Below are 25,803 nucleotides of genomic sequence, written 5' to 3'. Positions count from 1 at the left end.
GCAACATGAGTTACCGGGGCTTTTTGACGGTCGGGGCAGACCGTTGAATCAGCGTTCGAGGTGCTGAATCTTGTCTGGTACGCCGTCCCATTCTTCTGCGTCTGGCAGCGGATCTTTCTGCTCAGTAATGTTGTTGTCTGCCCACTCTTCAGACAGCTCAGCGTTGAGCTCGATGTACTGTTCCTGACCTGCTGGCACTTCATCTTCAGAGAAAATGGCCTCTGCCGGGCACTCTGGTTCACACAGTGCGCAGTCAATGCACTCATCCGGGTGGATTACGAGGAAGTTCGGGCCTTCGTAGAAGCAGTCTACCGGGCAGACTTCAACACAGTCTGTGTACTTACACTTAACGCAGTTATCGGTTACGACGAAGGTCATCTGATCTTCTCCTGAATCATTATTCGGGGCTCTCTGGCCCTGCTAAATATCGGGCTCTTCGGCCCTGCTTATCACGGTTGCGGGTATTCTAGGTAGTCGGCGATGGTCAGGCAAGGCACCGGGTGTTCTTTTGTTGGGGAAAATTCGGGAGACACCGTTCGGTTATACCGAACAATGCTCCGTCTTTATCCTCTATATCAGGTCCTTCAGTGAATAGACCAGCTCCAGTGCCTGGCGTGGGGTCAGGTCATCCGGATTCACCTTAGCGAGCGCCTCTTCGGCTGGCCCCGGTCCACTGGTGAACAGGTCTGATTGCATAGGCGCTGGTTCAGCGCTACGCCCGGTTTTGGCGGTAACGACAGGCGTTACCGGACTCGTTTGTTGTTCGAGTTGCGACAATTGCTGGCGGGCGTTGGCGATAACCGCAGGAGGAACCCCCGCCAGCTGAGCAACCTGCAAACCGTAACTCTGGTTAGCTGGGCCCTCTTCGACACTGTGCAGAAAAATGATGCGCTCATCATGTTCGGTGGCTTTCAGGTGAACATTAATCGTATTGCTGTACTGCTCTGGCAGAGCGGTCATTTCGAAGTAATGCGTCGCGAACAGCGTAAAGGCTTCCGTATTTTCGGCCAGATGTGCGGCTGCCGCCCAGGCCAGCGACAGGCCATCAAAGGTTGAGGTGCCTCGCCCGACTTCATCCATTAACACCAGACTGTCCCGCGTCGCGTTATGCAGAATATTGGCGGTTTCAGTCATTTCCACCATAAAGGTAGAGCGACCACCCGCGACGTCGTCGGCTGAGCCCATACGAGTGAATATGCGGTCGATGGGGCCGAGTTTACAGAACTCAGCCGGTACGTAAGAACCGATGTGTGCCAGTAGAGTGATCAGTGCCACCTGACGCATATAGGTCGATTTACCACCCATATTCGGACCGGTAATGATCTGCATGCGGCGTTCGACATCCAGGCAGGTATCGTTGGCGACAAACGGGTCGGTGATCAGCGATTCGACCACAGGATGACGGCCCTGACGGATGTCGACGACACTCTCATCAACCAGTTCAGGCGCATTGAAGCGCAGCGTTTCTGCACGCTCAGCAAGGCAAGTGAGTACATCCAGTTCTGACAAGGCTGCTGCCGCTACTTGCAGTGGAATCAGGTCTTCGGCCAGATCCGTCAGCAGGGCATCGTAGAGCATTTTTTCTCTGCTCAGTGCGCGTGCTTTGGCGCTCAGTGCTTTGTCTTCGAACTCTTTCAGCTCTGGGGTAATAAAGCGCTCGGCATTTTTGAGCGTCTGGCGGCGGATATACTCAGTCGGTGCTGATTCAGACTGCGCCTTACTGATCTCAATGTAGTAACCGTGTACGCGATTGTAGCCAACCTTGAGGGTACTGATACCTGTCCGCTCACGTTCACGCTCTTCCAGTTTTACCAGGTAGTCGCCTGCGTTTTCACTGAGGGAACGCAACTCATCGAGTTCGGCGTCGTAGCCTTCGGCGATCACGCCCCCGTCACGAATGACGACCGGAGGATTGTCGATAATCGCCGCTTGTAAGCGGCTGACCCATTGTGGAAATTCGGGCGCCCGCTCACAGATATCTGCCCCCAGAGGAGCTTCCAGCTCGGACAGGCGCTGGCGGATGTCGGGAATAACCGCAAGGGCATCACGCAGCCGCGCAAGGTCACGGGGGCGGGCGGAGCCCAGAGCCACACGAGAGAGAATACGCTCAATATCACCGACCTGCTTCAGATGCTGGTGCAGGTCTTCATGCGCGTATTGTTGCAGGCATTGTGCGATCAGGTTCTGGCGCAGCCTCAGAATAGAATGGTCGCGCAGCGGGCGGTTCAGCCAGCGGCGTAACAGACGGCTGCCCATGGCTGTCGCGGTTTTGTCGAGCACCCACGCGAGCGTGTAGAGGCCGTCGCCTTTCTGGTTGATGTCGATTTCCAGATTACGGCGGCTGGCAGGATCAATGATGATGGCGTCGTCAGGTTGCTCTACCGTTAAGGAGCGAATGTGGGGCAGGCTGTTGCGTTGTGTTTCCTGCGCATAGTTGAGCAGGGCGCCTGCGGCACGGATCGCTGTTTTCATCCCTTCGCAGCCAAAGCCGCGCAGATCGCGGGTTTTTAACTGAGTTGTCAGCAGGCGCAATGCTGTATCTGACTCATAGTGCCATGGTGCTTGCTGTGTGGCACCGGCACGGTTGGCAATCGCATCCGGAAAAATCTGATCTTCTGGCAACAGTAATTCTGCGGGTCTAAGGCGCTCAATTTCTGCCAGCAGAGCATCTTCCCCATCCACCTCAAAGACACTGAAACGGCCGGATGAAATCTCAAGAACGGCGATCCCGTGGCGTTGCTGGTGAGAGCACACAGAGACAAGCAGGTTGTCCTGGTGCTCATCGAGCAGGGCTTCGTCGGTTAGTGTGCCGGGCGTTAGTATGCGCACGACTTTTCGTTCTACAGGGCCCTTGCTGGTGGCCGGGTCGCCTACCTGTTCGGCGATAGCAACTGAGACCCCGTTTTTAACCAATTTGGCGATGTAGTTTTCTGCTGCGTGAAATGGCACACCGGCCATTGGAATGGGCTGCCCACCGCTTTGCCCGCGAGCGGTCAGCGTAATATCGAGGATCTGTGCGGCACGCTTGGCGTCATCGTAGAATAGCTCGTAGAAATCGCCCATACGGTAAAACAGCAAGGTGTCCGGAAATTCAGACTTAATCTTGAAGTACTGCTGCATCATCGGAGTATGTGAAGACGCCTTGCTCATTCCTATTTTTCCTTGGGCTTGAGGATGAAGGCGGATTGTACGGGAAAGCCTTTTGATTCTGAAATGCGTTGGTTGCACACTGCGTCCGATTGACTGTAAATCAGCGGTAAATGCATGCAATGGGAATGTAACTAAATGCGTTTTCAGGTATAAAGATGCACTTCAGAAATCTGTACCTTTCAGAGACTTATTGTCCGCGCGGTTTGCTTCAGGGTTGGCTTTATCTGGAGTGAGTAAGACACGTTTTTTAACGGTGATGTCAGATGGTCTGAAATGACAGCTTGTAAAGATGAAGACGGATCATCGCTTTGCCATGACAAGCTACAATTATGGAAATCAACGTAATACCGCCGACCAGATGCTTTTACGTGCATTCGTCAATTCCAGGGATGTTGGCAGTATTCTAATTATTGAGCAATCGAAAGGACCCGTAGATGTCCCGTTTTTTTAAGGCAGGTTGTATCGCCGCGCTGGCGTATGCCTCGTCGCTTCATGCTGAAGAAGTGCTTCCTCTCAGCAATTCTCAAGTAACTGTTGATACGATGGCTGAGTTGCTTTCAGGGCCGGGCGTTCAGATCAGTAATCCGTCTTATATTATCCGTACTGGCGGCTCAAATCAGTCTCAGGCTGGTCAATTCAGCGGGTATGAATTTCTTCTTGGCGACGACTTTGGGCAGGGGGTGATTCTAAGCTCAGGTGATGTTGTTGATGTGCTGGGTCCGAATTCAGCAGCAGATACAGAAACACAGTTTAATACTCGTAGCATTGAAGATTCTGTCTTCGGTGGCCGTGTCTATGATCCAGTCAAGTTTGTGTTTTCAGTTGTCCCGCAAGAAGATGTACTGGTATTGGACTTCATCTTTGGTTCAGAAGAGTACCTGGAATATGTCGGCGCCTTTAACGATGTCGCTAAGATTCTGGTGGACGGTTCGAACTGTGCATTAACACCGGGTGGTGATGAAGTATCCATTAACAATATTCATTCTGATCAGCTGCCATCTCCAGACTCCAGTGACCGCCCTAATAATAACGACGGAATATCTAACTCTGGGCTCTTTCTGGATAACACCGGGGGTGCGTTCGATGTTGAAATGGATGGCTTTACCCGCCGCTTATCCTGTCGTGTCGGAGTGACCCCGGGGCAGGAGGTTGTTGTGACGGCTGGTCTTGCTGACCGCGGCGACGCACGATACGACTCATGGCTTCTTTTCCGCGCCGGCAGTGTCCGTTCTGAACCTGCCACCGATTTTGGCGATGCTCCTGACTCCTACGGTACACTGGCGTCATCTGATGGCGCGTCTCACGTTATTGTCGAGGGCGTCAGACTCGGTTCGGTAGGCGTTTCTGGAGAAAGCGACGGCTTTGTCGACGGGATAGATAATTCACTTGGCGAAGCCTCGGACGACTCGGATAATGCAATCTCATCGGTAACTGCGGTACCGGCGACAGGTTCGCAGTACAATATCACCGTACCTGCAACTTCTATTAATGGGTTTGCATCGAATGTCATTGGTTGGATTGACTTCGATGGTGATGGTGTATTCCAGCCTGATGAAGCTTCTGGCGTTGTAAGTGTTTCCAATAACTCCTACGAGGTTGCGACATCACTGACCTGGTCTGGTCTCAGGTCATCAGTAGATGTTGTTCCAGGCCGCACTTATATGCGCTTACGGATCGCAAACCTCGGGCTGACGGCTGCAACGCCTGCCGGGCAATTGGCAACGGGTGAGGTTGAAGACTACAGAATCGTAATATCTGATGGCCTAGCACCATCAGTGACAGCCATCGCCAGGCAGGAGCCTGCGCAGTCGCTGACTAATTCAAGCTCCGTTACCTTCCGTGTCAGCTTCTCTGAATACATTGAGAACATCGACGCCACTGATTTTGTTGCGTCGTTCGGAACGGTCGCGTCTGTGGCATCAGTTTCCGAGACCGTGTTCGATATTACTGTGTCGGGTATTTCGGGAGCTAACGGCACACTCGCACTGTCCCTTTCCGACGCTCAGAACATTGTTGATGCAGAGGGCAATGCAGCTTCAGTCACACTCCCTGTTGACGCTGAAACCTACACGCTTGACCAGTCTGCACCGACTGCCCCTGTTCTGTCTGCAATCTCGACAGATACCGGCCTGTCCGGTAGCGACCAGATCACTAACGACCCATCACTGATTTTCTCAGGGATTGCAGAAGCGGGAAGCTCGGTATCCGTTCGTATTGACGGTAACGAGATCGCCACCGTGGTTGCTGACGCCAGTGGCAACTGGTCGTATGACTACTCGGGTACAGACCTGGACGACGGTTCTTACTCAATCACCGCGACGGCTACTGACAATGCGGGCAATACCAGTGTTGAATCTGATTCACTGACTGTCGTCGTCGATACCGTAGCGCCCGCTCCTACTGTGATCACGGGGATCAGTGAGGATACCGGGCGTTCGAACAGTGATGCGCTGACCAAAGATGCTGAGCTGGTGCTGGCAGGGCAGGCTGAGGCGAATCAACGCATATCTGTGTTCGTGGACGGAAACTATACAGGATTCGCGGATACCGACCCGGCTGGCGCATGGACGTACGACCACACATCCGTCAGCCTGAGCGACGGTGAGCATGTTTTCACGGCCGTCGTCTCAGATGCCGCGGGCAATACTTCTACGGCGTCAGCCTACACAGTGACTGTCGACACCGAAGCCTCGGCAGCACCTGTAATCTCGGCGATATCCGATGACACCGGGTCACCGAACGACGGTATCACCAGCGACAATACCCTCCGTATTCTTGGTACGGCAGAAGCGCTTGATAGCGTAGTTGTCTCAATCGATGGGAACGAGGTGGTTACTGTTCAAGCGGATGGTAACGGCGATTGGGTATACGACAACCGCGCCACTACTCTGGACGATGGCAACTATGTGGTCACCGCCGTGGCGGTGGATGCGGCAGGCAATGAGTCTGCTGTGTCCGGTAATTATTCCATCACCATTGATACGTCAGGCCCGGCAACACCAGCCATCGCGGCCATCTCGAACGATACTGGAGTTGCTGATGGCATAACAGCTGATGCGACCCTAACTATTAGCGGTAGTGGCGGCGCTGATACCAGAATTACGGTCTTCCTTGATGGCGCTGCTATCGGAACCACGAGTACTACCGCTGCCGGCAGCTGGACGTTTGATTACTCAGACGTAGAGCTTGCTGAAGGCACTTATCAGCTGACAGCGCAGTCAGAAAGTCTCGCAGGACTCACAAGCCCGCTATCTGTCGCTTACCCTCTGACTATTGACCAGACTGCTCCGGATGCGCCGGTTGTGACTTCTGTTTCAGAAGACACGGGCGTAGCAGGCGATCAGGTGACCTCAGACGCGACACTGGTACTCAATGGTACGGCAGAAGCGGGGGCCGATCTCGATATCCGCATCGACGGTGCCCTTGTTGGTATGGTGAAGGCCAACGGCAGTGGCGAATGGACGCTTGATTATTCGGATGTTGCTCTGGCAGATGGAGTGCATCAGGTTACAGCGATAGCTACAGATATTGCCGGAAATCAGAGCGTTGAATCCTCTGTGCTGACGCTGATCATTGATACGCAGGCGCCTGATACCCCGATACTGAGCGGTATTCTTGAGGATACCGGTGCGTCAGCCGCCGACGCCGTCACTTCAGATAATGTGGTTGTTTATGTGGGCACCGCCGAAGCGGGCAGCCATGTTGAAATCCTGCTGGATGGCAGTTCACTCGGCTCGACTCAAGCGGATGAATCCGGGCAATGGCAGTTTGATAGTGCGCCGCTGGAATTGGCCGATGGTACCTACCAGGTCATAGCCCGAAGCCGTGACCTCGCTGGGAACGAAACTGACAGTCAGCCGCTGCAATTGGTGATTGATACCACGGCGCCAGTGCCTGCGACGGACACAGGCATCAGTGAAGATACAGCGACACCGAATGATCGTGTTACGGCGGATAACGAGCTGGTGATTTCCGGTTCTTCGGAGCCATTCAGCGAGATTGAAGTCTTTATCAATGGCATACCGGCTGGGATCGTGTCAGCCGACGACACAGGGCTGTGGCAGCTGGATTACACCGACGTCGCCCTGACGGATGGCGAATATCAAATCACAAATCAGGTCACTGACCTGGCGGGCAATACCGGCGTTGTTTCAGCGCCTGTTCTGATCGAGGTCGATACGACCACGCCAGAAGCGCCTTCCATCACTGGAATTTCAGACGACACAGGTGTCGACAGCACCGACGGCCTGACGTCCGATAATCGCATAGTAATCAGCGGTGAAAGTGAGGCGGGGGCAGAGATTAATATCTACCGCGATGAGAGTCTGATTGGCAACGTTATCGCAAACGCCTCTGGCGAGTGGAGCCTTGATTACGGGCGGACCACGCTGGACGACGGTGAGTATTCACTGACGGCCACCGCGACGGATACCGCAGGAAACTTATCTGGGGTGTCTGAGTCGTTCGGCATTACTATTGATACTCTTGACCCGGCTGAGCTTTCGCTGACTCAGGATGGCACCACCATTGTGGATTACACACCGGAACTCTCCGGTGACGCCGAGGCCGGAACGCTGATCAAAGTGTCTGTGAACGGTAACGAGTATGAAACTACCGCGGATGCTGCGGGTAGCTGGAGTCTTACTGTTACCGATGCGTTGGATAACGGAAGCTATCCAGTGACCGTCGTCTCTGAGGATGGGGCAGGGAATACGCGTGAAGTCAGTGGAGAGATCACCATTGAAGTGCTGGTCAGCGCTGACAATTCATCCACCTCTGCAACGCCTTTGTCGGTTGCTGCCGATGGCTCGTCTGCTTCAGTGATCACGGTCATTGTCCGCGACACAGCAGGCGATATCGTTACTGAAGTGCCAGCTGAATTCGCTACGGACCTGGGTACACTCTCTGCCGTCACTGATCAGGGCAATGGCATTTACAGCGTCGAACTGACCTCGTTGTTTGAGGTTGGAACTGCGACCGTATCCATCACAGCAGCAGAAGAAGCTCTGATACCAGTCACAATTGAGTTCTTTGCGGCCGACGGTGATGGCGATGGTCTGACCGACCTTGATGAAGACAGAAATGGCGATGGCGATCCAACCAACGACGATCTGGACCGCGACGGCACACCGGACTACCTCGATGACGACGATGATGGTGATGGCCGCACGACGGAAGAGGAAGACGTCAACGGTGATGGCGATCCAACGAATGACGATAGCGACGGCGATGGTATCCCTGACTATCTCGACCGTGATGACGACAGCACTGACGGCACCAACGACAGTGACGGCGACGGCATCCCGGATACTGTTGAATGTCCGGACGGAATTCCTTGTCAGGACAGCGATGCGGACGGCACTCCCGACTACATGGATGAGGACGACGACAACGATGGCATCTCTTCTGCTGAAGAAGGCGGCGATCGTGATACCGATGCAGATGGAGTGCCGGACTTCCGTGATGAAGACGACGACAACGATGGTATCCTGACACGCGACGAAGATCTTAACGACGACGGTGACTTCATCAACGACGATCAGGACGGGGATGGCATACCAGCCTATCTTGATCCGAATGATGCAGATGACAGCTCAGCAGGTGACAGTGACGATGACGGTATTCCAGATGATATCGAATGCGCTTCCGGTTACCCGTGCACTGACACTGACAGCGATGGCATCCCTGATTTCGCCGACTCCGATGATGATGGCGATGGTATTCCGACTCTGAGCGAAGGTTCAGATCGTGATACCGATGGCGACGCAACCCCGGATTACCTGGATCGTGATGATGATGGCGACGGTATCGCTACAGCTGACGAAGACAACAACACTGATGGCGATGCGAATCCAGCAACGACAGCGGGGCCGGATGCCGATAACGATGGTATCCCAGCGTATCTTGATCCCAACGATAGCCTGACCGCAGCACCGGGAGACGCTGACGACGATGGCATAACTGATGACCGTGAATGTGTATCAGGTCTGCCGTGCCGTGACAGCGACAACGATGGGCGTCCCGACTACATGGACTCTGATGATGACAATGACGGGATTCCTACCCGTAATGAAGGCGCTGAAACGGACTCCGATGGCAATGGTGTCGAAGACTATCTCGATAATGACGATGATGGTGATGGCATCCTCACACGCGATGAAGATGCGGATACAGACCTTGATGGCAATGCGGCGACAAACCCTGGGCCGGATGCTGATAGCGATGGCATTCCCGCGTATCTCGATCCTAATGACGGCGAAGCCGGAGTAGGTGATTCGGATGGCGATGGCATTCCGGACAACACCGAGTGTGGCACCGCTCTGCCGTGTCAGGATACGGATTTCGACGGTATTCCAGATTTCCGCGATGAAGACGACGATGGGGACAGCATTCCGACTGTTCAGGAATCGCCGGGTCGCGATACCGACGGAAATAATATCCCGGATTACCTCGACGCGGATGACGATGGCGATGGCATTCCAACACCGATGGAAGATGCGAACACCGACCTCGATAATAATGCGGCGACCAATGCTGGCCCCGATGCCGACGGTGATGGCATTCCAGCTTATCTCGACGCCAATGACGGTGTAAGCACATCACCGGGTGACGGCGATGGCGACGGGATTCCAGACGGTATTGAGTGTCCGACGGGTATTCCATGTGTTGATCGTGACTTCGATGGCGTCCCGGATTACATGGATGGCGATGATGATGGCGACGGCATAGCAACGGCCGACGAAGATGCGGATCTGGATGGTGACGGTAACCCGGCAACTAATCCTGGGCCTGATGGTGACGACGATGGCGTACCTGATTATCTCGACCCTGACAGTACCGATGATGACGGCGATGGCCTGACCAATCTGGAAGAAGACGCCAATGGTGATGGTAATCCGGACAACGATGACCTCGATCGCGACGGAGTTCCTGATTACCTCGACCCTGACGACGATGGTGATGGTCGCACGACGCTGGAAGAAGATCTTAACGGTAACGGCGACCCTCGTGATGACGATGCTGATGGTGACGGCATTCCGGCCTATCTGGACCCGAACGACGAACTGAACGGTTCGCCGGGCGACGCTGACGAAGACGGTATCTTTGACGATATTGAGTGTGACACCGGGTTCCCATGTCGTGATACCGACGGTGATGGTCTGCCTGACTACCTCGATAGTGATGACGACAACGATGGCGTACCAAGCAGCATTGAAGGTTTTGAGCGAGATACTGATGACGACGGAATTCCAGACTTCCGTGATGCGGATGACGACGGCGATGGTGTAAACACTCGTAGCGAAGACGATGATAGCGATGGCGACGGTAATCCATCGACTCAGGCTGGCCCTGATTTCGATGAGGATACAATCCCCGCGTATCTCGATCCGAATGACAGCGACACCAGTGGTCCGGGTGACAGCGACAATGACACCCTGTCAGATCTGGCCGAGTGTCAGGCTGGAGCACCATGTGAAGACTCTGATCAGGATGGTCAGCCGGACTATAACGACCCGGATGATGACAATGATGGTCGTCTGACTGTTGACGAAGATCCGAACGCGGATGGCAACCCAGCGAACGATGACACCGACGGCGATGGCACCCCGGACTACCTGGATCGCGATGATGATGGCGACGGTATCCCATCTGATGAAGAAGGTAACGGTGATGCCGACAGTGACGGTATTCCTGATTACCTTGACCCGGATGGCAATACAGCGTCAGGTATCGGCGGCGACTCGGATGGCGATGGTATCAATGACATTACGGAGTGTCCGGCTGGTATTCCGTGTCGTGACACTGATGGTGACGGCACACCTGACTACGCGGATGACGACGATGACAACGACGGGCGTCCAACTATTGAAGAAGGGCCAGTTCGCGATACTGACGGTGATGGCATACCGGATTACCGCGATGAAGATGACGATAACGACGGATTCAACACCATAGATGAAGGCACCGGGGACAGTGATGGCGATGGTATTCCTGATTATCTGGATCCTTCAGCTGGTGACTCCGATGAAGATGGTGTGCCTGACGGCGCTGAGTGTCCGGATGGTGTTCCGTGTCGTGATACAGACGAAGATGGTATTCCTGATTATCTCGACGAGGATGACGACGGTGATGGCATTCTTTCGATTGAGGAAGATCTGGGCGCAGATGGTAACCCAGCCAATGACGATACCGATGGTGATGGGCAACCGGACTATCTGGATCGTGATGACGACAATGATGGTGTACCGACGGATGAAGAGCTGGGTCTGGACGCTGATAACGACGATATCCCTGACTACCTTGACCCGGATGACAGTAACGAAGCCATGACACCAGACGGCAGTGGTGACAGCGACCGCGATGGTGTCAGTGATGCTCGCGAATGTCCGACGGGTCTCCCTTGCCCGGACAGCGACAGTAACGGTGCTCCGGATTATCTGTCCGAGGATGATGACGGCGATGGTATCCCGACCGTAGACGAAGACCGTAACGGTGACGGCGATCCGTTGAACGACGATACAGATAATGACGGGCGTCCGGACTACCGTGATCCGGATGACGACGGCGATGGTGTTCCGACCGCAGAAGAAAATGAAGGCGATAGCGACTTTGATGGTATTCCGGATTATCTGGACCCGTCAGGCGGTGACTCGGACCGTGATGGCATCAGTGATGCTGTTGAGTGTCCGGGGCTGATTCTCTGCTGGGACAGCGATGGTGATGATTTGCCGAACTTCCGCGACCCGGACGATGATGGCGATGGCGTTTCGACGGCATTTGAAGATGCAGACGGCGACGGTAATCCTCGTAATGACGATACCGATAATGACGGTATTCCTGATTACCTCGACCCTGATGACGACAACGATGGCATCCTCACCGTCGAAGAAGGTGGCACTGGCGACGTCGATGACGATGGCATTCCTGACTACCGTGATCCGGACAGCAACAATGCTGCTGGCATGCCGGATGGTTCGGGCGACTCGGACGGTGATGGGATCAGTGACCGTCAGGAATGTGGTACCGGCGCTGTGTGTGCGGACTCCGATGGCGATGGTACGCCAGATTACATGCAGGTACCGGATGCCGAACAGGCCCCTGAGCTGGTGGAGAATATCGTACCGGGCAAAGGTGAAGTGAATGCATCACTGCCAGGCCTTGGTAGTCAGAGCTTGCTCTGGGTACTGCTCGGCCTGCCGCTGGTGGTGCTGCGCCGCAGAGCAGAACGGCACAAACGGGCTTTTTTAAAGCCCACAGTGTCTCTGCTGGTTGGTGTGCTCGTGATGTTTGCACCCTTGGTATCACAGGCCTTCGAATCAGAAGAGTCGTATGTTGGGCTGGGGTTGGGCTTCAGTCGCCTGACGCCCGGAACCAGTGATAGCGTATACGATAACGTTGATGAGTCAGGCTTTGGTTTTCAACTTTTCGGTGGTTATCGTCTGAAAGACGACATCTCGGTAGAGCTTCACTACACCGACCTCGGCAACGCGGTTCTTGAAGATGGTGATACAGGAGAAGAGTCGGACTTCGGTTACAGTGCTCTGGGCGCTGCACTACACTGGTATCCTTGGCAAACCAGCTGGAACGGAAAAAATTCCCTGAACGCCTATCTCGAAGCTGGGCTGGCGTCGATTTCAACCGATTCTGACGTTGATTACAGCAAAGAAGCCTCAATGGCTCTGGGGCTGGGGATAGGGATTGAGTACAGCTTTAAAGACAGTTGGGCAGCGCGCATTTCTGGTCAGTCTTTCACCCGGGATGCTCATTTTGTCGGCCTTTCTATAATGAAACGCTTTGGCACCACCGAACCCGTTCCGCAACGCCGACCGGTGGTTAAGCCGCGTCCGCTGCCAAAGCCAGAACCGGTAAAAGCACCGGTGGTCATCATGGCAGACAGCGATGATGATGGTATCGTTGATGATATTGATGATTGTCCGGGTACGCCTTCGGGTATGTCTGTAAATCACCGCGGATGTTCGGTTCTGGATGCCCGGCTTGATGGTGTCTATTTTGCTAGTGGTTCTGCCGAACTGACCCGTGGCGCAACGCGTACTCTCGAACAGGTCGCAGACACTCTGATGGAGTACCCGGACGCCCGTATCGAGATCGGTGCTTACACGGACTCACTGGGGGCCGCTGCAAACAATCAGCGGCTATCGGAGCGCAGAGCGAATGCAGTGATGCAATATCTGATTGATATGGGAATCAACCCCATGCGCTTAGAAGCCAGAGGTTACGGTGAAGAAGATCCAATCGCCAGTAACGACACCGCACAGGGCCGTGCAGCGAATCGCCGGGTAGAAATCCGGGTGATTAAATAGTCTTCAGTTTACGCGAACGGACATGCCAGTAAGGCATGTCCGCTCTCGCTTCATCTGATATTCTGTGCCTCAGACTTTGACGCAGGAACTATCATGTCCGCCATATCCGATCTTCTTCAGACTCTGGCTACAGAATTGCTCGCTCGCAACCTGAAACTTGTGACGGCAGAATCCTGCACGGGTGGCATGATTGCTGCCGCGTGTACCGATCTGGCCGGGAGTAGTCAGTGGTTTGAATGCGGTTTTGTTACCTACTCGAATACTGCTAAACAGCGTGACCTCGGTGTACCAACAGAGATATTGAATGCACACGGTGCAGTCAGCGAAGCGACAGTAAAAGCTATGGTGGCAGGTGCAGCCCGCTTTGGGGACGTCAGTATTGCAGTCAGTGGCATTGCCGGGCCAGGTGGAGCCGTCGCGGGTAAGCCCGTCGGGACAGTATGGATTGGCTGTGGCAGCGAGGCCGCTCAGAGGGTAAACCTCTTTCAGTTTGATGGTGATCGGGATGCTGTCCGCCAGCAGTCTGTCGCCAAAGCGCTGGAGATGTTATTGGGCTTCGTGAATGACTGCGACCACTGAAACTCACCTGACTGAAAAAGTACTGAACAAATAACCAGTGTTTTGTTGACTTTAAAAAACGCTGTGATTAAATACTGGTTAAATCTACAGTAATCAAAGATTGCTGAACAATATTCCTGATTAACGACTGAATACGACCAAGGAACCGACCATGGATCAGAACAAACAGAAAGCTCTGGATGCAGCCCTGGGCCAGATCGAACGCCAGTTCGGTAAAGGCGCCATCATGAAAATGGGTGAGCAGCCTCGCGAAGCCATTCCTGCAGTCTCCACGGGTTCTTTGAGTCTGGATATTGCGCTTGGAATTGGCGGTTTGCCAATGGGACGTATTGTAGAAATCTACGGTCCGGAGAGTTCAGGTAAAACAACCATGTGTCTGTCTGCGATGGCTCAGGCGCAGAAAGCAGGTAAAACCGTCGCTATTATCGACGCCGAACACGCGTTAGATCCTCTGTATGCTGAAAAGCTGGGTATCGACCTGGATAGCTTGCTGGTATCACAGCCGGATACTGGCGAGCAGGCGCTGGAGATCTGTGACAGTCTGGTACGCTCTGGCGCGGTTGATGTCATCGTTGTTGACTCGGTTGCCGCTCTGACGCCAAAAGCCGAGATTGAAGGTGAGATGGGTGACAGTCATGTTGGCCTGCAGGCACGTCTGATGTCTCAGGCTCTGCGTAAAATCACGGGCAATGTAAAAAATGCCAACTGTCTGGTGATCTTCATTAACCAGATCCGTATGAAGATCGGTGTCATGTTTGGTAGCCCTGAGACTACGACTGGCGGTAATGCGCTCAAGTTCTACTCTTCTGTTCGCCTCGATATCCGTCGTACCGGCTCTGTAAAACAGGGCGATGAAATCGTAGGTAATGAAACCCGGGTGAAGGTCGTGAAGAACAAAGTGTCGCCGCCGTTTAAGCAGGCCGAGTTCCAGATCATGTATGGCAAAGGTATTTACCATATGGGTGAAGTGATCGATCTGGGTGTGAAATGCGGCATTGTTGAGAAATCAGGTGCCTGGTACAGCTATCAGGGCGATAAGATCGGTCAGGGTAAGGCGAACGCGTCCCAGTATCTGGAGGATCATCCAGAAATGGCCGCTGATATCGAAGGTCAGATCCGTGCGCAGCTGTTGAATGTACCTTCAGAGCAACCAGAGTCTGAGGATGAAGAAGCCGAAGCCTGAGCCTCTTGACCCGTCTGGCCTGAAACACGCGGCGGTAGATCTGCTCTCCCGCCGTGATTATTCCCGCCGCGAACTGTGGCGGAAGCTCTCTCCAAAGGCAGCCTCTGCCGACGATCTGGAATGCGTGTTAGACGAGCTCGCTGAACGCCAGTGGCAGTCTGACGAGCGTTTCGCCTCAATGTTTGTCCGTTCCCGTGCTTCTCGTGGGGTTGGTCCTGTTCGCTTGAAGCAGGAGTTGCGGGAAAAAGGCGTTGATGGAGAAACAGCCTGTTCTGCATTTGAAACGTCAGAAGAAAATTGGCACGAAAAAGCGCTTGAAGTTGCCCGCAGAAAGGCGCGTTCCATAGGACATGATAATCCTGATTTTAAACTGAAACTTTGGCGCTTTCTGTCATATCGTGGCTTCAGCAGCGATCAGATCAGTGCTGCCGTGGATACCTTACTGCGCGAAAGCTCTGAGTAATTCAGTTTATACGCCTAAATTCGTGCCTAACCGGGCAGTGTCGCCTCAGTCTATTGACTCAGATGGCGCAGGTACGGAACATTCGATTTTGACAGAAAAAGAACAAATGTTAACTGTCTGATTGCTCATAGGATTCGAATGTTGGGGAAGGATATGGCGCCGACTGCTCAGGTCGATATTGTACTGGTACAGCACCTGCTGAATTACTGGAACGGCCGCGGCGTGGATATGAATCAACTATGGCCTATCCTGCGGATAGACCCGGAATTACCACTTCCAAGGTGGGTTGATACAGATCGTGTTGCAGATGCATACGACTTTGTCGCACGTTTTCTTGATGACGAGTTGCTGGCGTTTGATCTCGGTATCTATATGGCGCGCCGTGAGATGCCATTGCAGCGATTGCTCCGTTGTGCGCCTTCGTTGCGTAAAGGTATCGAGGCGCTGATTCCTTACGTGTATCTGTCGACAGGAAGTCTGCGCTATGAAATTGATACCTCCCAAAGTGACATAGTACTGATTTCGGTAGAGCGTCATCCTGAAAGGCATGTGTCGCCACTGCAGTTGTCTGCTGCCGTGGTGATCATGGCGGGTGTCTGCCGGGATGCGCTAGGCGATAGTTTTGAACCCGAAGACCTCTGTATGCATCTTCCGCAGAGCGAAATTGCGGATGCAGCGCAAGCGGCGGATATCACCGGAATACAGGTCGCTGCGACGGAAGGCTTCTACATGCTTGAGATCAGTCAGGTCGCCTGGAATCGTGATGGACCAGATCCTCAGCCGGTGCTTTTCAAAAGTGTTCAACGTGAGCTGATCCGTCAGGATCAGAGGTTTCGTGAGCATCTGGCTCTCTATTCTGAATTAAAAGATATTCTGGAAATGTGCCTGATCCGGAGAAATGTATCCCAGGAGGGGGTCGCGGATCAGTTGGGTATCAGCGTGCGAAATCTTCAACGCCGGTTGCGCGCTCTGGGTACAACCTATCAGAACTTATTAGACGAGGCGCGTCAGGGACTTTCGATGAAGCTCATCTGCGAAGGTGATATGCCTTTGTATGAAGTGGCCTATAAAGTGGGTTACACCGAGCCGAGTGCATTCTATAAAGCATTCCGGCGCTGGACAGGTTCAACGCCTGGCGATTACCGCCAGGCGTACCTCTCAACGATTAATGCAATTTCAACCGAGGACGAATAACTTTATTGATGTGTCCAACCAGGGTAAGCAGCAGGGTATGCCAGTACCCGTGTAATGCTACCTGGTGCAGTCGATAGAGTGACACGTAGACCAGGCGTGCTAAGCGCCCCTCAATCATCATCGACCCTTTGGTCAGGTTCCCCATCAGGCTTCCAACCGTGCTGTAGCGGCTCAGGGACACCAGAGAGCCTTTGTCTTTATACACAAACTCCGGCATGGCTTTGCCTTTGTGTCTCGCGCTCAGGGCTTTTACCAGATGAGATGACTGTTGATGCGCAGCTTGCGCACGCGGGGGCACGGGCTTTCCTGTTGCTTTATCAATAACACTGCAGCAATCGCCAAGTGCAAAAATGTTCTCGTCTTCAGTCTGCAGGCTATTGTTCACGACTAACTGGTTTGCACGATTTGTTTCGAGACCGAGTTCTTTCATAAACTCAGGGGCTTTTACGCCTGCTGCCCAGACACGGATAACGGCTGGAATATGTTCGCCCGATTTATTCACAAACCCTGAATCAGTAACTTCAGTGATCATGGTTGAGGTCATGACTTCAACACCGAGTGACTCAAGTTCCCGGGTAGCTGCTGCAGATAACCGTGGAGGAAGAGCCGGTAAAATACGGTCTCCGGCTTCTATTAAGCGAACCTTAAGCTGCTCTGGCGAGACGTTTTTAAGGCCGTATGAGGCCATTACTTCTGCGGTGTTATACAACTCGGCAGACAGTTCCACGCCGGTCGCGCCAGCACCGACAATGGCCACTTCGAGTGGTCGCGGCTCTTCCAGGTTACTGCAGCGTAGGAATTCATTCAGTAGTAATTTATGGAAGCGCTCAGCCTGGTCACGGCTATCCAGAAAAATGCAGTTTTCCGCTGCGCCTTTAGTTCCAAAATCATTGGTGACGCTGCCTAATGCCATGACGAGCGTATCGTAATCGACGGTACGCTCTGGCAATACTTCCTTGCCCTCATCATCGAGCATAGCTTCGAGAACAAGCGATTTTTTCTCGCGATTCAGTCCACTCATTCGCCCGATCTGAAAATGAAACCCGTGTTTTTTGCCGTGGGCGCGGTAGTTCAGTTCATCGATGCCTGAGTCCAGTGCGCCAGTAGCGACTTCGTGCAGTAATGGCTTCCACAGGTGGGTTGGGGTGGCGTCAATTAACACAACCTCGGCTTTTCTCTTTCGACCGAGTTTACGCCCGAGCTGTGTGGCCAGTTCCAGTCCACCTGCGCCACCGCCGACTATGACGATTCGTTGCATGGGGTACTCCCTATAAATGAAATTGGCGGCATTATACGGCGAATCGTATAAAAAGTCGGAAATTTATGGCGGCTTATAACCCCCCCCCCGTTAGGTCAAATGAGGGGGGAACCTTTCCGCACCTGAGATGGATCAGGCGGGGTTGGCTTCGAAATGGCCTATGAGGCGAGCAGAAACTTCCGCCGGTTTGTCGTGCGCGAGCCAGTGTGTCGCATCCGGGTAAGTAGTCAGTGAGCCATTGTCGAGGAATTTTTCGCTGTCTCGCGCCATTTCCAGCGTCAGCGCGAGGTCGTGCTCCCCCCAGAGTATCTGAGTCGGCGTTTTAATCCGGTCGCCTCTCGGTGACTTAGGCTGGCTACGTAACGCTGAGCGATAGTAGTTGACCATGGCTCGCATAGCTCCAGGAATACGCCAGTGTTTTTGCAGTTCACTGAAGTCCTCGTCGCTGTAGCTGCCTTTATTGGATGTACGCTTGAGAATATCTCTGAAAAAGAAGAAATTATTCACTGGCAACGTCAATTCTGGCAGGCGCGGGATCTGAAAATAGAACACGTACCAGCTTTTTAGCATCTGTACCGGACTTTTACGCACTGTTCCCAGGAATACCTTAGGGTGGGGCACGTTCAGAATGCTCAGGCTGGCAAGCTGCTCAGGTTTATTCAGTGCGTACCACCAGGCAACCATGGCGCCCCAGTCGTGACCGACAAGATGGATTTTCTCGACACCGGCATAACGGCGGATGGCATCGACATCTTTGATCAGCTCATCGACGTGATAGTCGCTTACGTCGGCTGGTTTGGACGAATGTCCGTAGCCACGCATATTCGGTACGAATACCCGGTAACCGGCTTCCGCTAACACAGGAATCTGATGGCGCCAGGTGCTCCAGCACTCTGGGAAACCGTGTAATAGAATAACGACCTCGCCATCGGCTGGGCCTGCGTGTCGGGTTTCGAGGCCTATTGGTCCGTTGTAAATGTGGGTAGTGTCCATGATTCCTCTCAATCAGCTGGATTGTCTGTGGAGGTGGTGAGGTCGATCATTCCAAGCATTTGTGCAGCGCCCGTGAAAAGCACGGCGATGCAGATTGCCTGAATTATTATTCTTAGTAATTTTGGTGCGCGCAGGAAAGCAAGGTGGTGTTTTATCATGCTCGGATGGCCGAAAGGGCCGATGCCGAGATGCAGCATAGTGACGGCCATCGCTGGCAGCATCATCAGGTAAATTACACCGCTATTTTCCATTGCTTTTAATCCTTATTCATAGATTCAAGCGTGCGTTTGCAATGCATTTGATTCAGGGCATCTTCAGCATTGACGGGCTCAATGGCCAAGCATGTGTTCAGTAGTTTGCGTATCTCTTTGCGGAAGTTATCTTCATCAAGGCGAATCAAGCCTACAGAGTATTCGTTGTAAACGATCGCCATATCCGGCAACAGTTTCTGAGCTTTTTCAAAATTCTCAATCGCGCTGCTTTCTGTCGCACCGTAAGTAATGCTTCCCAGAAATGAGCCTACGCGCTCAACGATGCCGGCTTCAAGCCCACCCCGTGTGAGAGGGTAAGCGCCGCGATCTGGTGCGTACTCCTGCAACTTATCGAGCTTATCCTGTGCGATAGGAATATAACCGGAGCTGCGGGCCTCTCCTGTGCTCATTAACTCGAGCATGCGGACTTTCGCATAGACCAGTCCGAATTCTGCAAAGCGGTATTCTGGAGCGAGAGCCAGGCCTTCATTGGATAAAGCAGCGGCTTCAGCAAACTCTTCCATTTTGTCATCGTGATCATCAATCAGAAGGGTCGCATGAACCAGGCGGGAATAAATCGCAGGCACTTCTCCGACGGGTCCAAGCTGCATACCCAGTTCATACGCTTTTTCGTATTGGCCTGAATAGTGTAAACGCCAGACTTCCTGAACCGCGCTGGCCAGATCTGAGTAATCACTGTCCTGAATTGCTTTAAAGACGGCCGGGTGAGCTTCAGGATCTGCGCCCAGAACCATCATATGGTGAGCGAGACGTGGATAGTCGGTCATCATTGATCTGATCCAGTCGACATCCGGGTACTCAACCCGTGTCAGCTTCGTCAGGTCCTGCCACTGCTGTTGCAGCTTATCTCCTGAAAAGTCGTATTGCTGAAGATCTTCTGGATAGTCTTTCCAGTCTGTTGCAAGCACTGGAAGGCTTAGGAATACAGATAGTGTAAAAACGAAAAAACGTTGCATAAAACCCCCAATAAAGAGGGCCAGTATACATACGCTTTATTACCTTGGCGTGTGGTTTTCCGCCAAAGCTTGAAGTGCTTCGGCGGTACGGAACGATCTCTCTCTTCCAGACGAACTCTCAGTTGAACGCACAGCCTGTTTTGACGCCAAACACCTTGAGAATCCGGGCCAGTGGGCAGAAACCGGTAAAAGCCGCCTGGAGCATGTTCAAGCCTACAAAACCCGTGAAGAACAGCCAGTATTCAGAATGCAGCTGCGACAGCGCGATACTGAGCAGAATAAACGAGCCGGCGATAGCAAAGACGAGACGATCAATGTTCATAGAATTAGCCTGCTTATAATAAAATAACCATGCAGTTATGTTATTGCCTGTTTAAAACGTAGTCAACCCATTCCTTGCTGTGGGACTCCGGCCTACAAACCGCTATACTGACCTGCTTATTATCTCTGAACTCGTTTGGAATCACGCAACCGTATGAAAAGCTCAGAAATCCGCCAGGCGTTCCTCGACTTCTTCGCATCGAAGGGACACGAAATCGTTGCCTCCAGCCCACTGGTGCCGGGTAACGATCCGACGCTGCTGTTTACCAACGCCGGTATGGTGCAGTTCAAAGACTGCTTCCTCGGTAACGACGTTCGCAGTTACACCCGTGCCGCGTCTTCGCAGCGCTGTGTTCGTGCCGGGGGTAAGCACAATGACCTGGAAAACGTGGGCTACACGGCGCGTCACCATACCTTCTTTGAAATGCTGGGTAATTTCAGCTTCGGCGACTACTTCAAAGAGGATGCGATCAGTTACGCATGGGAGTTCCTGACTTCAAAAGAATGGTTGAACCTGTCCGTCGAAAAACTGATGGTGACGGTTTATGCGGAAGACGACGAAGCGTTCGATATCTGGAATAAAAAGATGGGCATTCCAGAGGATAAAATCGTACGTATCGGTGATAACAAAGGCGCACGTTACGCATCGGATAACTTCTGGCAGATGGGTGACACTGGCCCTTGCGGTCCGTGTACCGAGATTTTCTACGACCATGGCGAACACATCTGGGGTGGGCCTCCGGGCACGCCAGAAGAAGACGGCGACCGTTTTATTGAAATCTGGAACAATGTTTTCATGCAGTTCGAGCGCAAGGCTGACGGTGAGATGCTGCCGTTGCCTAAACCATCGGTGGATACCGGCATGGGGCTTGAGCGTATTTCTGCGATTATGCAGGGCGTGCACAGCAACTACGAAATCGATATTTTCCAGGCACTGCTGAAAGCGGCCGGCGAACTGACAGGCTGCAAAGACACCGAGAACAAATCACTGCGTGTGATTGCTGACCACATCCGCTCTACCAGTTTCCTGATAGTCGACGGCGTACTGCCATCGAATGAAGGCCGTGGTTACGTTCTGCGTCGTATTATTCGTCGCGCAGTACGTCATGGTCACATGCTGGGTGCGTCAGCAGGCTTCTTCAATAAGCTGGTTCCCGCGTTGTGTGAGCAAATGGGCGAAGCCTATCCTGAACTGGTCAACCTGTCTGAGCACGTTCAGAAAGTTCTGCGTATCGAAGAAGAACAGTTCGCTAAGACACTCGATAAGGGGATGGCGATCCTTAACGATGCGATTGCCGATATGAGCGGCGATACCATTCCGGGCGAGACCGCGTTCAAACTCTACGATACCTATGGCTTCCCTCTCGACCTGACGGCGGATGTGGCCCGTGAGCGTGATCTGAAGGTTGATGAGGACGGCTTTAATACCGCCATGGAGAAACAGCGTGAAACTGCCCGTGCCGCTGGCAACTTCTCTGCGGATTACGGACAAGGCCTGGATCTTGACGGTGAAACCGGCTTCCTCGGTTATGAGTCGTTGGAAAATACCGGCACGGTGAAAGCCTTGTTTGTGGGCGGCGAAAAAGTTGAGCAGCTGAAGGCTGGCGACGAAGCTGTCCTGGTTCTTGACGAAACGGCCTTCTACGCAGAAAGCGGTGGTCAGGCCGGAGACACAGGTTTCCTGAAAGCGGATGGTGTTGTCTTCCAGGTAAAAGACACGACCAAAGAGGGCAAAAACCATCTGCACCAAGGTGTGCTGGTTGAAGGCACGGTATCTCTTGGTGATCAGCTGACCGCAAGCGTGGACGCGGAAAAACGCGCCTCCACAGCCATTCATCACTCGGCAACACACCTTCTACACGCTGCGCTGCGCAACGTACTGGGTGAGCACGTCGCACAGAAAGGCTCTCTTGTAACCTACGACAAGCTGCGTTTTGACTTCTCTCACCTTGAGGCGGTCAGACCAGAAGAATTAGCAGAGATCGAGAATCTGGTGAATGCGCACATTCGCGCGAATACACCGGTAGCAACGCGCTTGATGAACATCGATGATGCGAAAGCGGCCGGCGCTATGGCTCTCTTCGGTGAGAAATACGATGATGAAGTCCGTGTACTGTCGATGGGAATGGATGATTTCTCGATCGAACTCTGTGGTGGTACACATGCTCAGCGTACTGGCGATATCGGCCTGCTGAAGATCAGTTCAGAAAGCGGTATTGCTGCGGGTATCCGTCGTATTGAGGCGGTTGTTGGTCAGGCTGCTCTTGATTTCGTCGCCCGTGAAGAAGCGACGTTGACAACGATTGCCCGTGCTCTGAAAGGGTCGACTGATAACGTGGGCGATAAGGTCGAACAGTTGATCAGTCGTAGCCGTCAGTTAGAAAAAGAACTGGATGCACTGAAGAGCAAGCTTGCTTCCAGCGCCGGTTCAGATCTGGCAGGTCAGGCGAAAGATGTAAACGGTGTAAAAGTACTGGCCGCCGAACTGGATGGCGCCGATGTACCCGCGCTGCGTAACACGATGGACCAGCTGAAGAACAAACTGGGGTCCGCGGTGATTATGCTGGCCTCTGCCAATGACGGGAAAGTGACCCTGCTTGCCGGTGTGACTAAAGACCTGATCGGTAAGGCGAAGGCGGGTGACGCCGTTACAGAAGTGGCTGCTTACGTTGATGGCCGTGGTGGTGGTAAACCAGAAATGGCGCAGGCCGGTGGTCAGAAACCAGAAGGTATTGCCGATGCGCTCAAAGCCTTTGAAGAGTGGGCGGCTGCTAAGCTCTGATCCTTCTCCTGCTGCCGTCTTGAAGCCCGCCCTCGTGCGGGCTTTCTTGTTTTAGTGCACTAATTACAGCGTCTGGCCCGAATTGTTGTGTATCTGGCAGAACAGTCTCGTCCAACGTCTATAGATTGCTTTTCTCGTGCTCCCATTTATTGTTTAATTGCGACCCTTTTGATCAATTGCGCAGATATCCCCATATGGCGTTGTACGTACAGAAATATGGCGGCACCTCGGTCGGCACGACGGAGCGTATTGAAGCCGTCGCAGATAAGCTGAAAGCTTTTCACGATGAGGGTCACCAGCTGGTAGTTGCCGTCTCAGCGATGAGCGGTGAAACGAATCGCCTGATCGGTTTAGCCGGGGCGATTACCGATAGTCCTTCTCCCCGTGAAATGGACGTTCTTGTTTCCACTGGTGAGCAGGTGACGATCGCTCTTCTGGCTATGGCGCTGGAAAAGCGAGGTATCACTGCGCGTTCATTTACTGGCTGGCAGGTGGGCATTAAAACTAACAATGCGTTCATGAAAGCCCGTATTGAAGATATTGAAACCAGCAAGATGCGCGAAGTTCTGGATAACGGCGGTATCTGTATTGTTGCTGGCTTCCAGGGGGTGGATGATGACAACAACATCACGACGCTCGGTCGTGGTGGCTCAGACACCACTGGGGTGGCTCTGGCGGCGGCACTGAATGCTGACGAGTGCCAGATCTATACTGACGTTGATGGCGTCTATACCACTGACCCTCGCGTGGTTGCTGCTGCTCGTCGTATGGAAACCGTGACGTTTGAAGAAATGCTGGAAATGGCCAGCCTCGGATCAAAGGTTCTGCAGATCCGCTCGGTTGAATTTGCCGGTAAATATAAAGTTCCTTTGCGTGTGCTGTCCTCATTCAAAGAAGGCAACGGCACTCTGATTACAACCGAGGAGAACAGCTCCGTGGAAAAACCCGTTATCTCTGGTATTGCGTTTAACCGTGATGAAGCAAAAGTAACAGTTCAGGGTGTGCCTGACGTACCGGGCGTAGCGTCACGAATTCTTGTTCCTGTCAGTGATGCGAACATCGAAGTCGATATGATCGTACAGAACGTCTCTGAAGATGGCTCAACTGACTTCACCTTCACCGTGCACCGTAACGACTACCAGAAAGCACTGAAGCTACTTACAGAACTGGCCGAAGAACTCAATGCGGAAGGCGTTAACGGAACTGATGACATCTGTAAGGTGTCTCTAGTAGGGGTAGGTATGAGATCCCATGCCGGTGTGGCCAGCAAAATGTTTAAGACGCTGGCGGATGAAAGCATCAATATCCTTGCGATTACGACCTCTGAAATCAAGATTTCAGTCGTGATTGAGGAAAAGTACCTCGAGCTTGCTGTTCGTGCGCTGCATACCGCGTTCGGACTGGATGCAGAGGTGACCGAAGAGCACTAAGCTCTGGTGTTATCAGTGGGCGGCCCATGAAGGAATGCCCACTAATAACAAATAGTCCTCACTCTGCGCAGGACCCGGCTTTAAAACTGGCTGATCTGGTCAATACTGGAAGAGTGGGACACAAAGGTGACGAATGTCACAGCACCCTATACAGAAACTGGAATCTGAGGAGAACCTCTATGCTTATTTTGACCCGCCGTGTTGGTGAAACACTGATGGTTGGTGACGAAGTCACTGTGACCGTTTTGGGTGTTAAAGGAAATCAGGTACGAATCGGTGTGAATGCCCCTAAAGAAGTTGCAGTACACCGCGAGGAAATTTACCAGCGCATTCAGCGCGAGAAGGACGGTGGTGACCCTAACGGTAACTACTAACGCCTTAATTTTCTTGAATTTTTCCTTTGAAAATTCTCTGAACGTGGTATGATGCGCGCCGTGATGTGGAGAGATGGCCGAGTGGCTGAAGGCGCGCCCCTGCTAAGGGCGTATAGGTTTACCCCTATCGAGGGTTCGAATCCCTCTCTCTCCGCCACGTTCTTTCTGCTTCGGCAGAAGCGTATTTAAGTCGTTGACACCTTACTCAACAACCCTATAATACGCGCCCCACGATGCGCGCTCGTAGCTCAGCTGGATAGAGTACCTGGCTACGAACCAGGCGGTCGGAGGTTCGAATCCTCCCGAGCGCGCCATTCTTTCTTTGAATGTTTATATCGTGATTTTCTGATGCGCGCTCGTAGCTCAGCTGGATAGAGTACCTGGCTACGAACCAGGCGGTCGGAGGTTCGAATCCTCCCGAGCGCGCCATTTCAGAAACCTTCCCCGAAGCAAGATATTTTCCCCACCCATCTCGTTTATTAACAAATTTGTTAGCGCGACGGAGATGATGAGAACCTCCTCAGGT

At 53.1% G+C, this 25,803-nt stretch carries 15 protein-coding genes and 3 tRNA genes; 11 read left to right on the top strand and 7 right to left on the bottom strand.

From position 1 onward, the window contains the following. Positions 1–48: 48 nt before the first annotated feature. Both fdxA and mutS read right to left on the bottom strand, forming a co-directional pair. A complete protein-coding gene (gene fdxA / locus B3007_RS10255) occupies positions 49–378 on the bottom strand; it encodes a ferredoxin FdxA (RefSeq protein ID WP_301376707.1) in 330 nt (109 codons plus the stop codon). Between the two features lie 192 nt (positions 379–570). After that, positions 571–3,150, bottom strand: coding sequence for a DNA mismatch repair protein MutS (gene mutS, locus B3007_RS10250; RefSeq protein WP_301376706.1), 2,580 nt, complete (start codon positions 3,148–3,150; stop codon positions 571–573). A 434-nt stretch (positions 3,151–3,584) separates the two neighbouring features. Between mutS and B3007_RS10245 the strand changes: the two genes are divergently transcribed. The 5 genes from B3007_RS10245 (at position 3,585) to B3007_RS10225 (ending at position 16,891) form a co-directional block, all read left to right on the top strand. Beyond that, positions 3,585–13,472 carry an Ig-like domain-containing protein gene (locus B3007_RS10245; RefSeq protein WP_301376705.1) on the top strand — a complete coding sequence of 3,296 codons (9,888 nt, stop codon included), beginning with the start codon at positions 3,585–3,587 and terminating at the stop codon, positions 13,470–13,472. 93 nt (positions 13,473–13,565) lie between these two features. After that, a complete protein-coding gene (locus B3007_RS10240) occupies positions 13,566–14,051 on the top strand; it encodes a CinA family protein (protein ID WP_068439936.1) in 486 nt (161 codons plus the stop codon). A 151-nt stretch (positions 14,052–14,202) separates the two neighbouring features. Then, complete coding sequence (gene recA / locus B3007_RS10235; protein WP_068442535.1) at positions 14,203–15,234, top strand: recombinase RecA; 1,032 nt, start codon at positions 14,203–14,205, stop codon at positions 15,232–15,234. Further along, entirely contained in the window at positions 15,215–15,697 is a 483-nt protein-coding gene (locus tag B3007_RS10230) for a regulatory protein RecX (protein ID WP_068439768.1), read from the top strand. Before recA ends, B3007_RS10230 begins: the two co-directional genes overlap by 20 nt. Before the next feature lie 153 nt (positions 15,698–15,850). Continuing rightward, positions 15,851–16,891 carry an AraC family transcriptional regulator gene (locus B3007_RS10225; RefSeq protein ID WP_297530999.1) on the top strand — a complete coding sequence of 347 codons (1,041 nt, stop codon included), beginning with the start codon at positions 15,851–15,853 and terminating at the stop codon, positions 16,889–16,891. Here B3007_RS10225 and B3007_RS10220 read toward each other — a convergent pair. From B3007_RS10220 to B3007_RS10200, 5 genes are all read right to left on the bottom strand, one after another. After that, positions 16,863–18,149 (bottom strand): NAD(P)/FAD-dependent oxidoreductase, encoded by a 1,287-nt coding sequence (locus B3007_RS10220; RefSeq protein WP_297531001.1) that lies wholly within the window; start codon positions 18,147–18,149, stop codon positions 16,863–16,865. The genes B3007_RS10225 and B3007_RS10220 overlap by 29 nt on opposite strands. A gap of 132 nt (positions 18,150–18,281) precedes the next feature. After that, a complete protein-coding gene (locus B3007_RS10215; RefSeq protein WP_068442520.1) occupies positions 18,282–19,142 on the bottom strand; it encodes an alpha/beta fold hydrolase in 861 nt (286 codons plus the stop codon). A gap of 8 nt (positions 19,143–19,150) precedes the next feature. Beyond that, positions 19,151–19,393 (bottom strand): hypothetical protein, encoded by a 243-nt coding sequence (locus B3007_RS10210; protein WP_068441190.1) that lies wholly within the window; start codon positions 19,391–19,393, stop codon positions 19,151–19,153. A 5-nt stretch (positions 19,394–19,398) separates the two neighbouring features. After that, positions 19,399–20,370, bottom strand: coding sequence for a hypothetical protein (locus tag B3007_RS10205; protein WP_068442518.1), 972 nt, complete (start codon positions 20,368–20,370; stop codon positions 19,399–19,401). 118 nt (positions 20,371–20,488) lie between these two features. After that, a complete protein-coding gene (locus B3007_RS10200; protein ID WP_068436554.1) occupies positions 20,489–20,692 on the bottom strand; it encodes a YgaP family membrane protein in 204 nt (67 codons plus the stop codon). Between the two features lie 153 nt (positions 20,693–20,845). Between B3007_RS10200 and alaS the strand changes: the two genes are divergently transcribed. The 6 genes from alaS to B3007_RS10170 all read left to right on the top strand — a co-directional run bounded on the left by alaS (position 20,846) and on the right by B3007_RS10170 (position 25,706). Next, positions 20,846–23,473 carry an alanine--tRNA ligase gene (gene alaS / locus B3007_RS10195; RefSeq protein WP_301376704.1) on the top strand — a complete coding sequence of 876 codons (2,628 nt, stop codon included), beginning with the start codon at positions 20,846–20,848 and terminating at the stop codon, positions 23,471–23,473. Positions 23,474–23,667: 194 nt separating this feature from the next. Further along, the gene (locus B3007_RS10190; protein ID WP_076515575.1) at positions 23,668–24,903 is read left to right on the top strand and encodes an aspartate kinase; all 1,236 of its coding nucleotides are present in this window, start codon (positions 23,668–23,670) and stop codon (positions 24,901–24,903) included. Between the two features lie 179 nt (positions 24,904–25,082). Then, positions 25,083–25,277, top strand: a complete 195-nt coding sequence (gene csrA / locus B3007_RS10185; RefSeq protein WP_068436997.1) for a carbon storage regulator CsrA — start codon at positions 25,083–25,085, stop codon at positions 25,275–25,277. 67 nt (positions 25,278–25,344) lie between these two features. Further along, positions 25,345–25,434, top strand: a tRNA-Ser gene (locus B3007_RS10180). Positions 25,435–25,514: 80 nt separating this feature from the next. After that, a tRNA-Arg gene (locus B3007_RS10175) sits at positions 25,515–25,591 on the top strand. Between the two features lie 38 nt (positions 25,592–25,629). Further along, positions 25,630–25,706, top strand: a tRNA-Arg gene (locus tag B3007_RS10170). Positions 25,707–25,803: the final 97 nt, after the last annotated feature.

The organism is Thalassolituus sp. UBA675, from assembly GCF_002297765.1.
GTDB lineage: Bacteria > Pseudomonadota > Gammaproteobacteria > Pseudomonadales > Oceanobacteraceae > Thalassolituus.
Note: the sequence above shows the minus strand (reverse complement) of the source record. Positions and strands in the feature narration are given on the sequence as shown.

Bases quoted from the DNA above. Each gene is read 5' to 3' on its own strand.
- fdxA (WP_301376707.1), bottom strand. From the start codon at position 378: ATGACCTTCGTCGTAACCGATAACTGCGTTAAGTGTAAGTACACAGAC.
- mutS (WP_301376706.1), bottom strand. From the start codon at position 3,150: ATGAGCAAGGCGTCTTCACATACTCCGATGATGCAGCAGTACTTCAAG.
- B3007_RS10245 (WP_301376705.1), top strand. From the start codon at position 3,585: ATGTCCCGTTTTTTTAAGGCAGGTTGTATCGCCGCGCTGGCGTATGCC.
- B3007_RS10240 (WP_068439936.1), top strand. From the start codon at position 13,566: ATGTCCGCCATATCCGATCTTCTTCAGACTCTGGCTACAGAATTGCTC.
- recA (WP_068442535.1), top strand. From the start codon at position 14,203: ATGGATCAGAACAAACAGAAAGCTCTGGATGCAGCCCTGGGCCAGATC.
- B3007_RS10230 (WP_068439768.1), top strand. From the start codon at position 15,215: ATGAAGAAGCCGAAGCCTGAGCCTCTTGACCCGTCTGGCCTGAAACAC.
- B3007_RS10225 (WP_297530999.1), top strand. From the start codon at position 15,851: ATGGCGCCGACTGCTCAGGTCGATATTGTACTGGTACAGCACCTGCTG.
- B3007_RS10220 (WP_297531001.1), bottom strand. From the start codon at position 18,149: ATGCAACGAATCGTCATAGTCGGCGGTGGCGCAGGTGGACTGGAACTG.
- B3007_RS10215 (WP_068442520.1), bottom strand. From the start codon at position 19,142: ATGGACACTACCCACATTTACAACGGACCAATAGGCCTCGAAACCCGA.
- B3007_RS10210 (WP_068441190.1), bottom strand. From the start codon at position 19,393: ATGGAAAATAGCGGTGTAATTTACCTGATGATGCTGCCAGCGATGGCC.
- B3007_RS10205 (WP_068442518.1), bottom strand. From the start codon at position 20,370: ATGCAACGTTTTTTCGTTTTTACACTATCTGTATTCCTAAGCCTTCCA.
- B3007_RS10200 (WP_068436554.1), bottom strand. From the start codon at position 20,692: ATGAACATTGATCGTCTCGTCTTTGCTATCGCCGGCTCGTTTATTCTG.
- alaS (WP_301376704.1), top strand. From the start codon at position 20,846: ATGAAAAGCTCAGAAATCCGCCAGGCGTTCCTCGACTTCTTCGCATCG.
- B3007_RS10190 (WP_076515575.1), top strand. From the start codon at position 23,668: ATGGCGTTGTACGTACAGAAATATGGCGGCACCTCGGTCGGCACGACG.
- csrA (WP_068436997.1), top strand. From the start codon at position 25,083: ATGCTTATTTTGACCCGCCGTGTTGGTGAAACACTGATGGTTGGTGAC.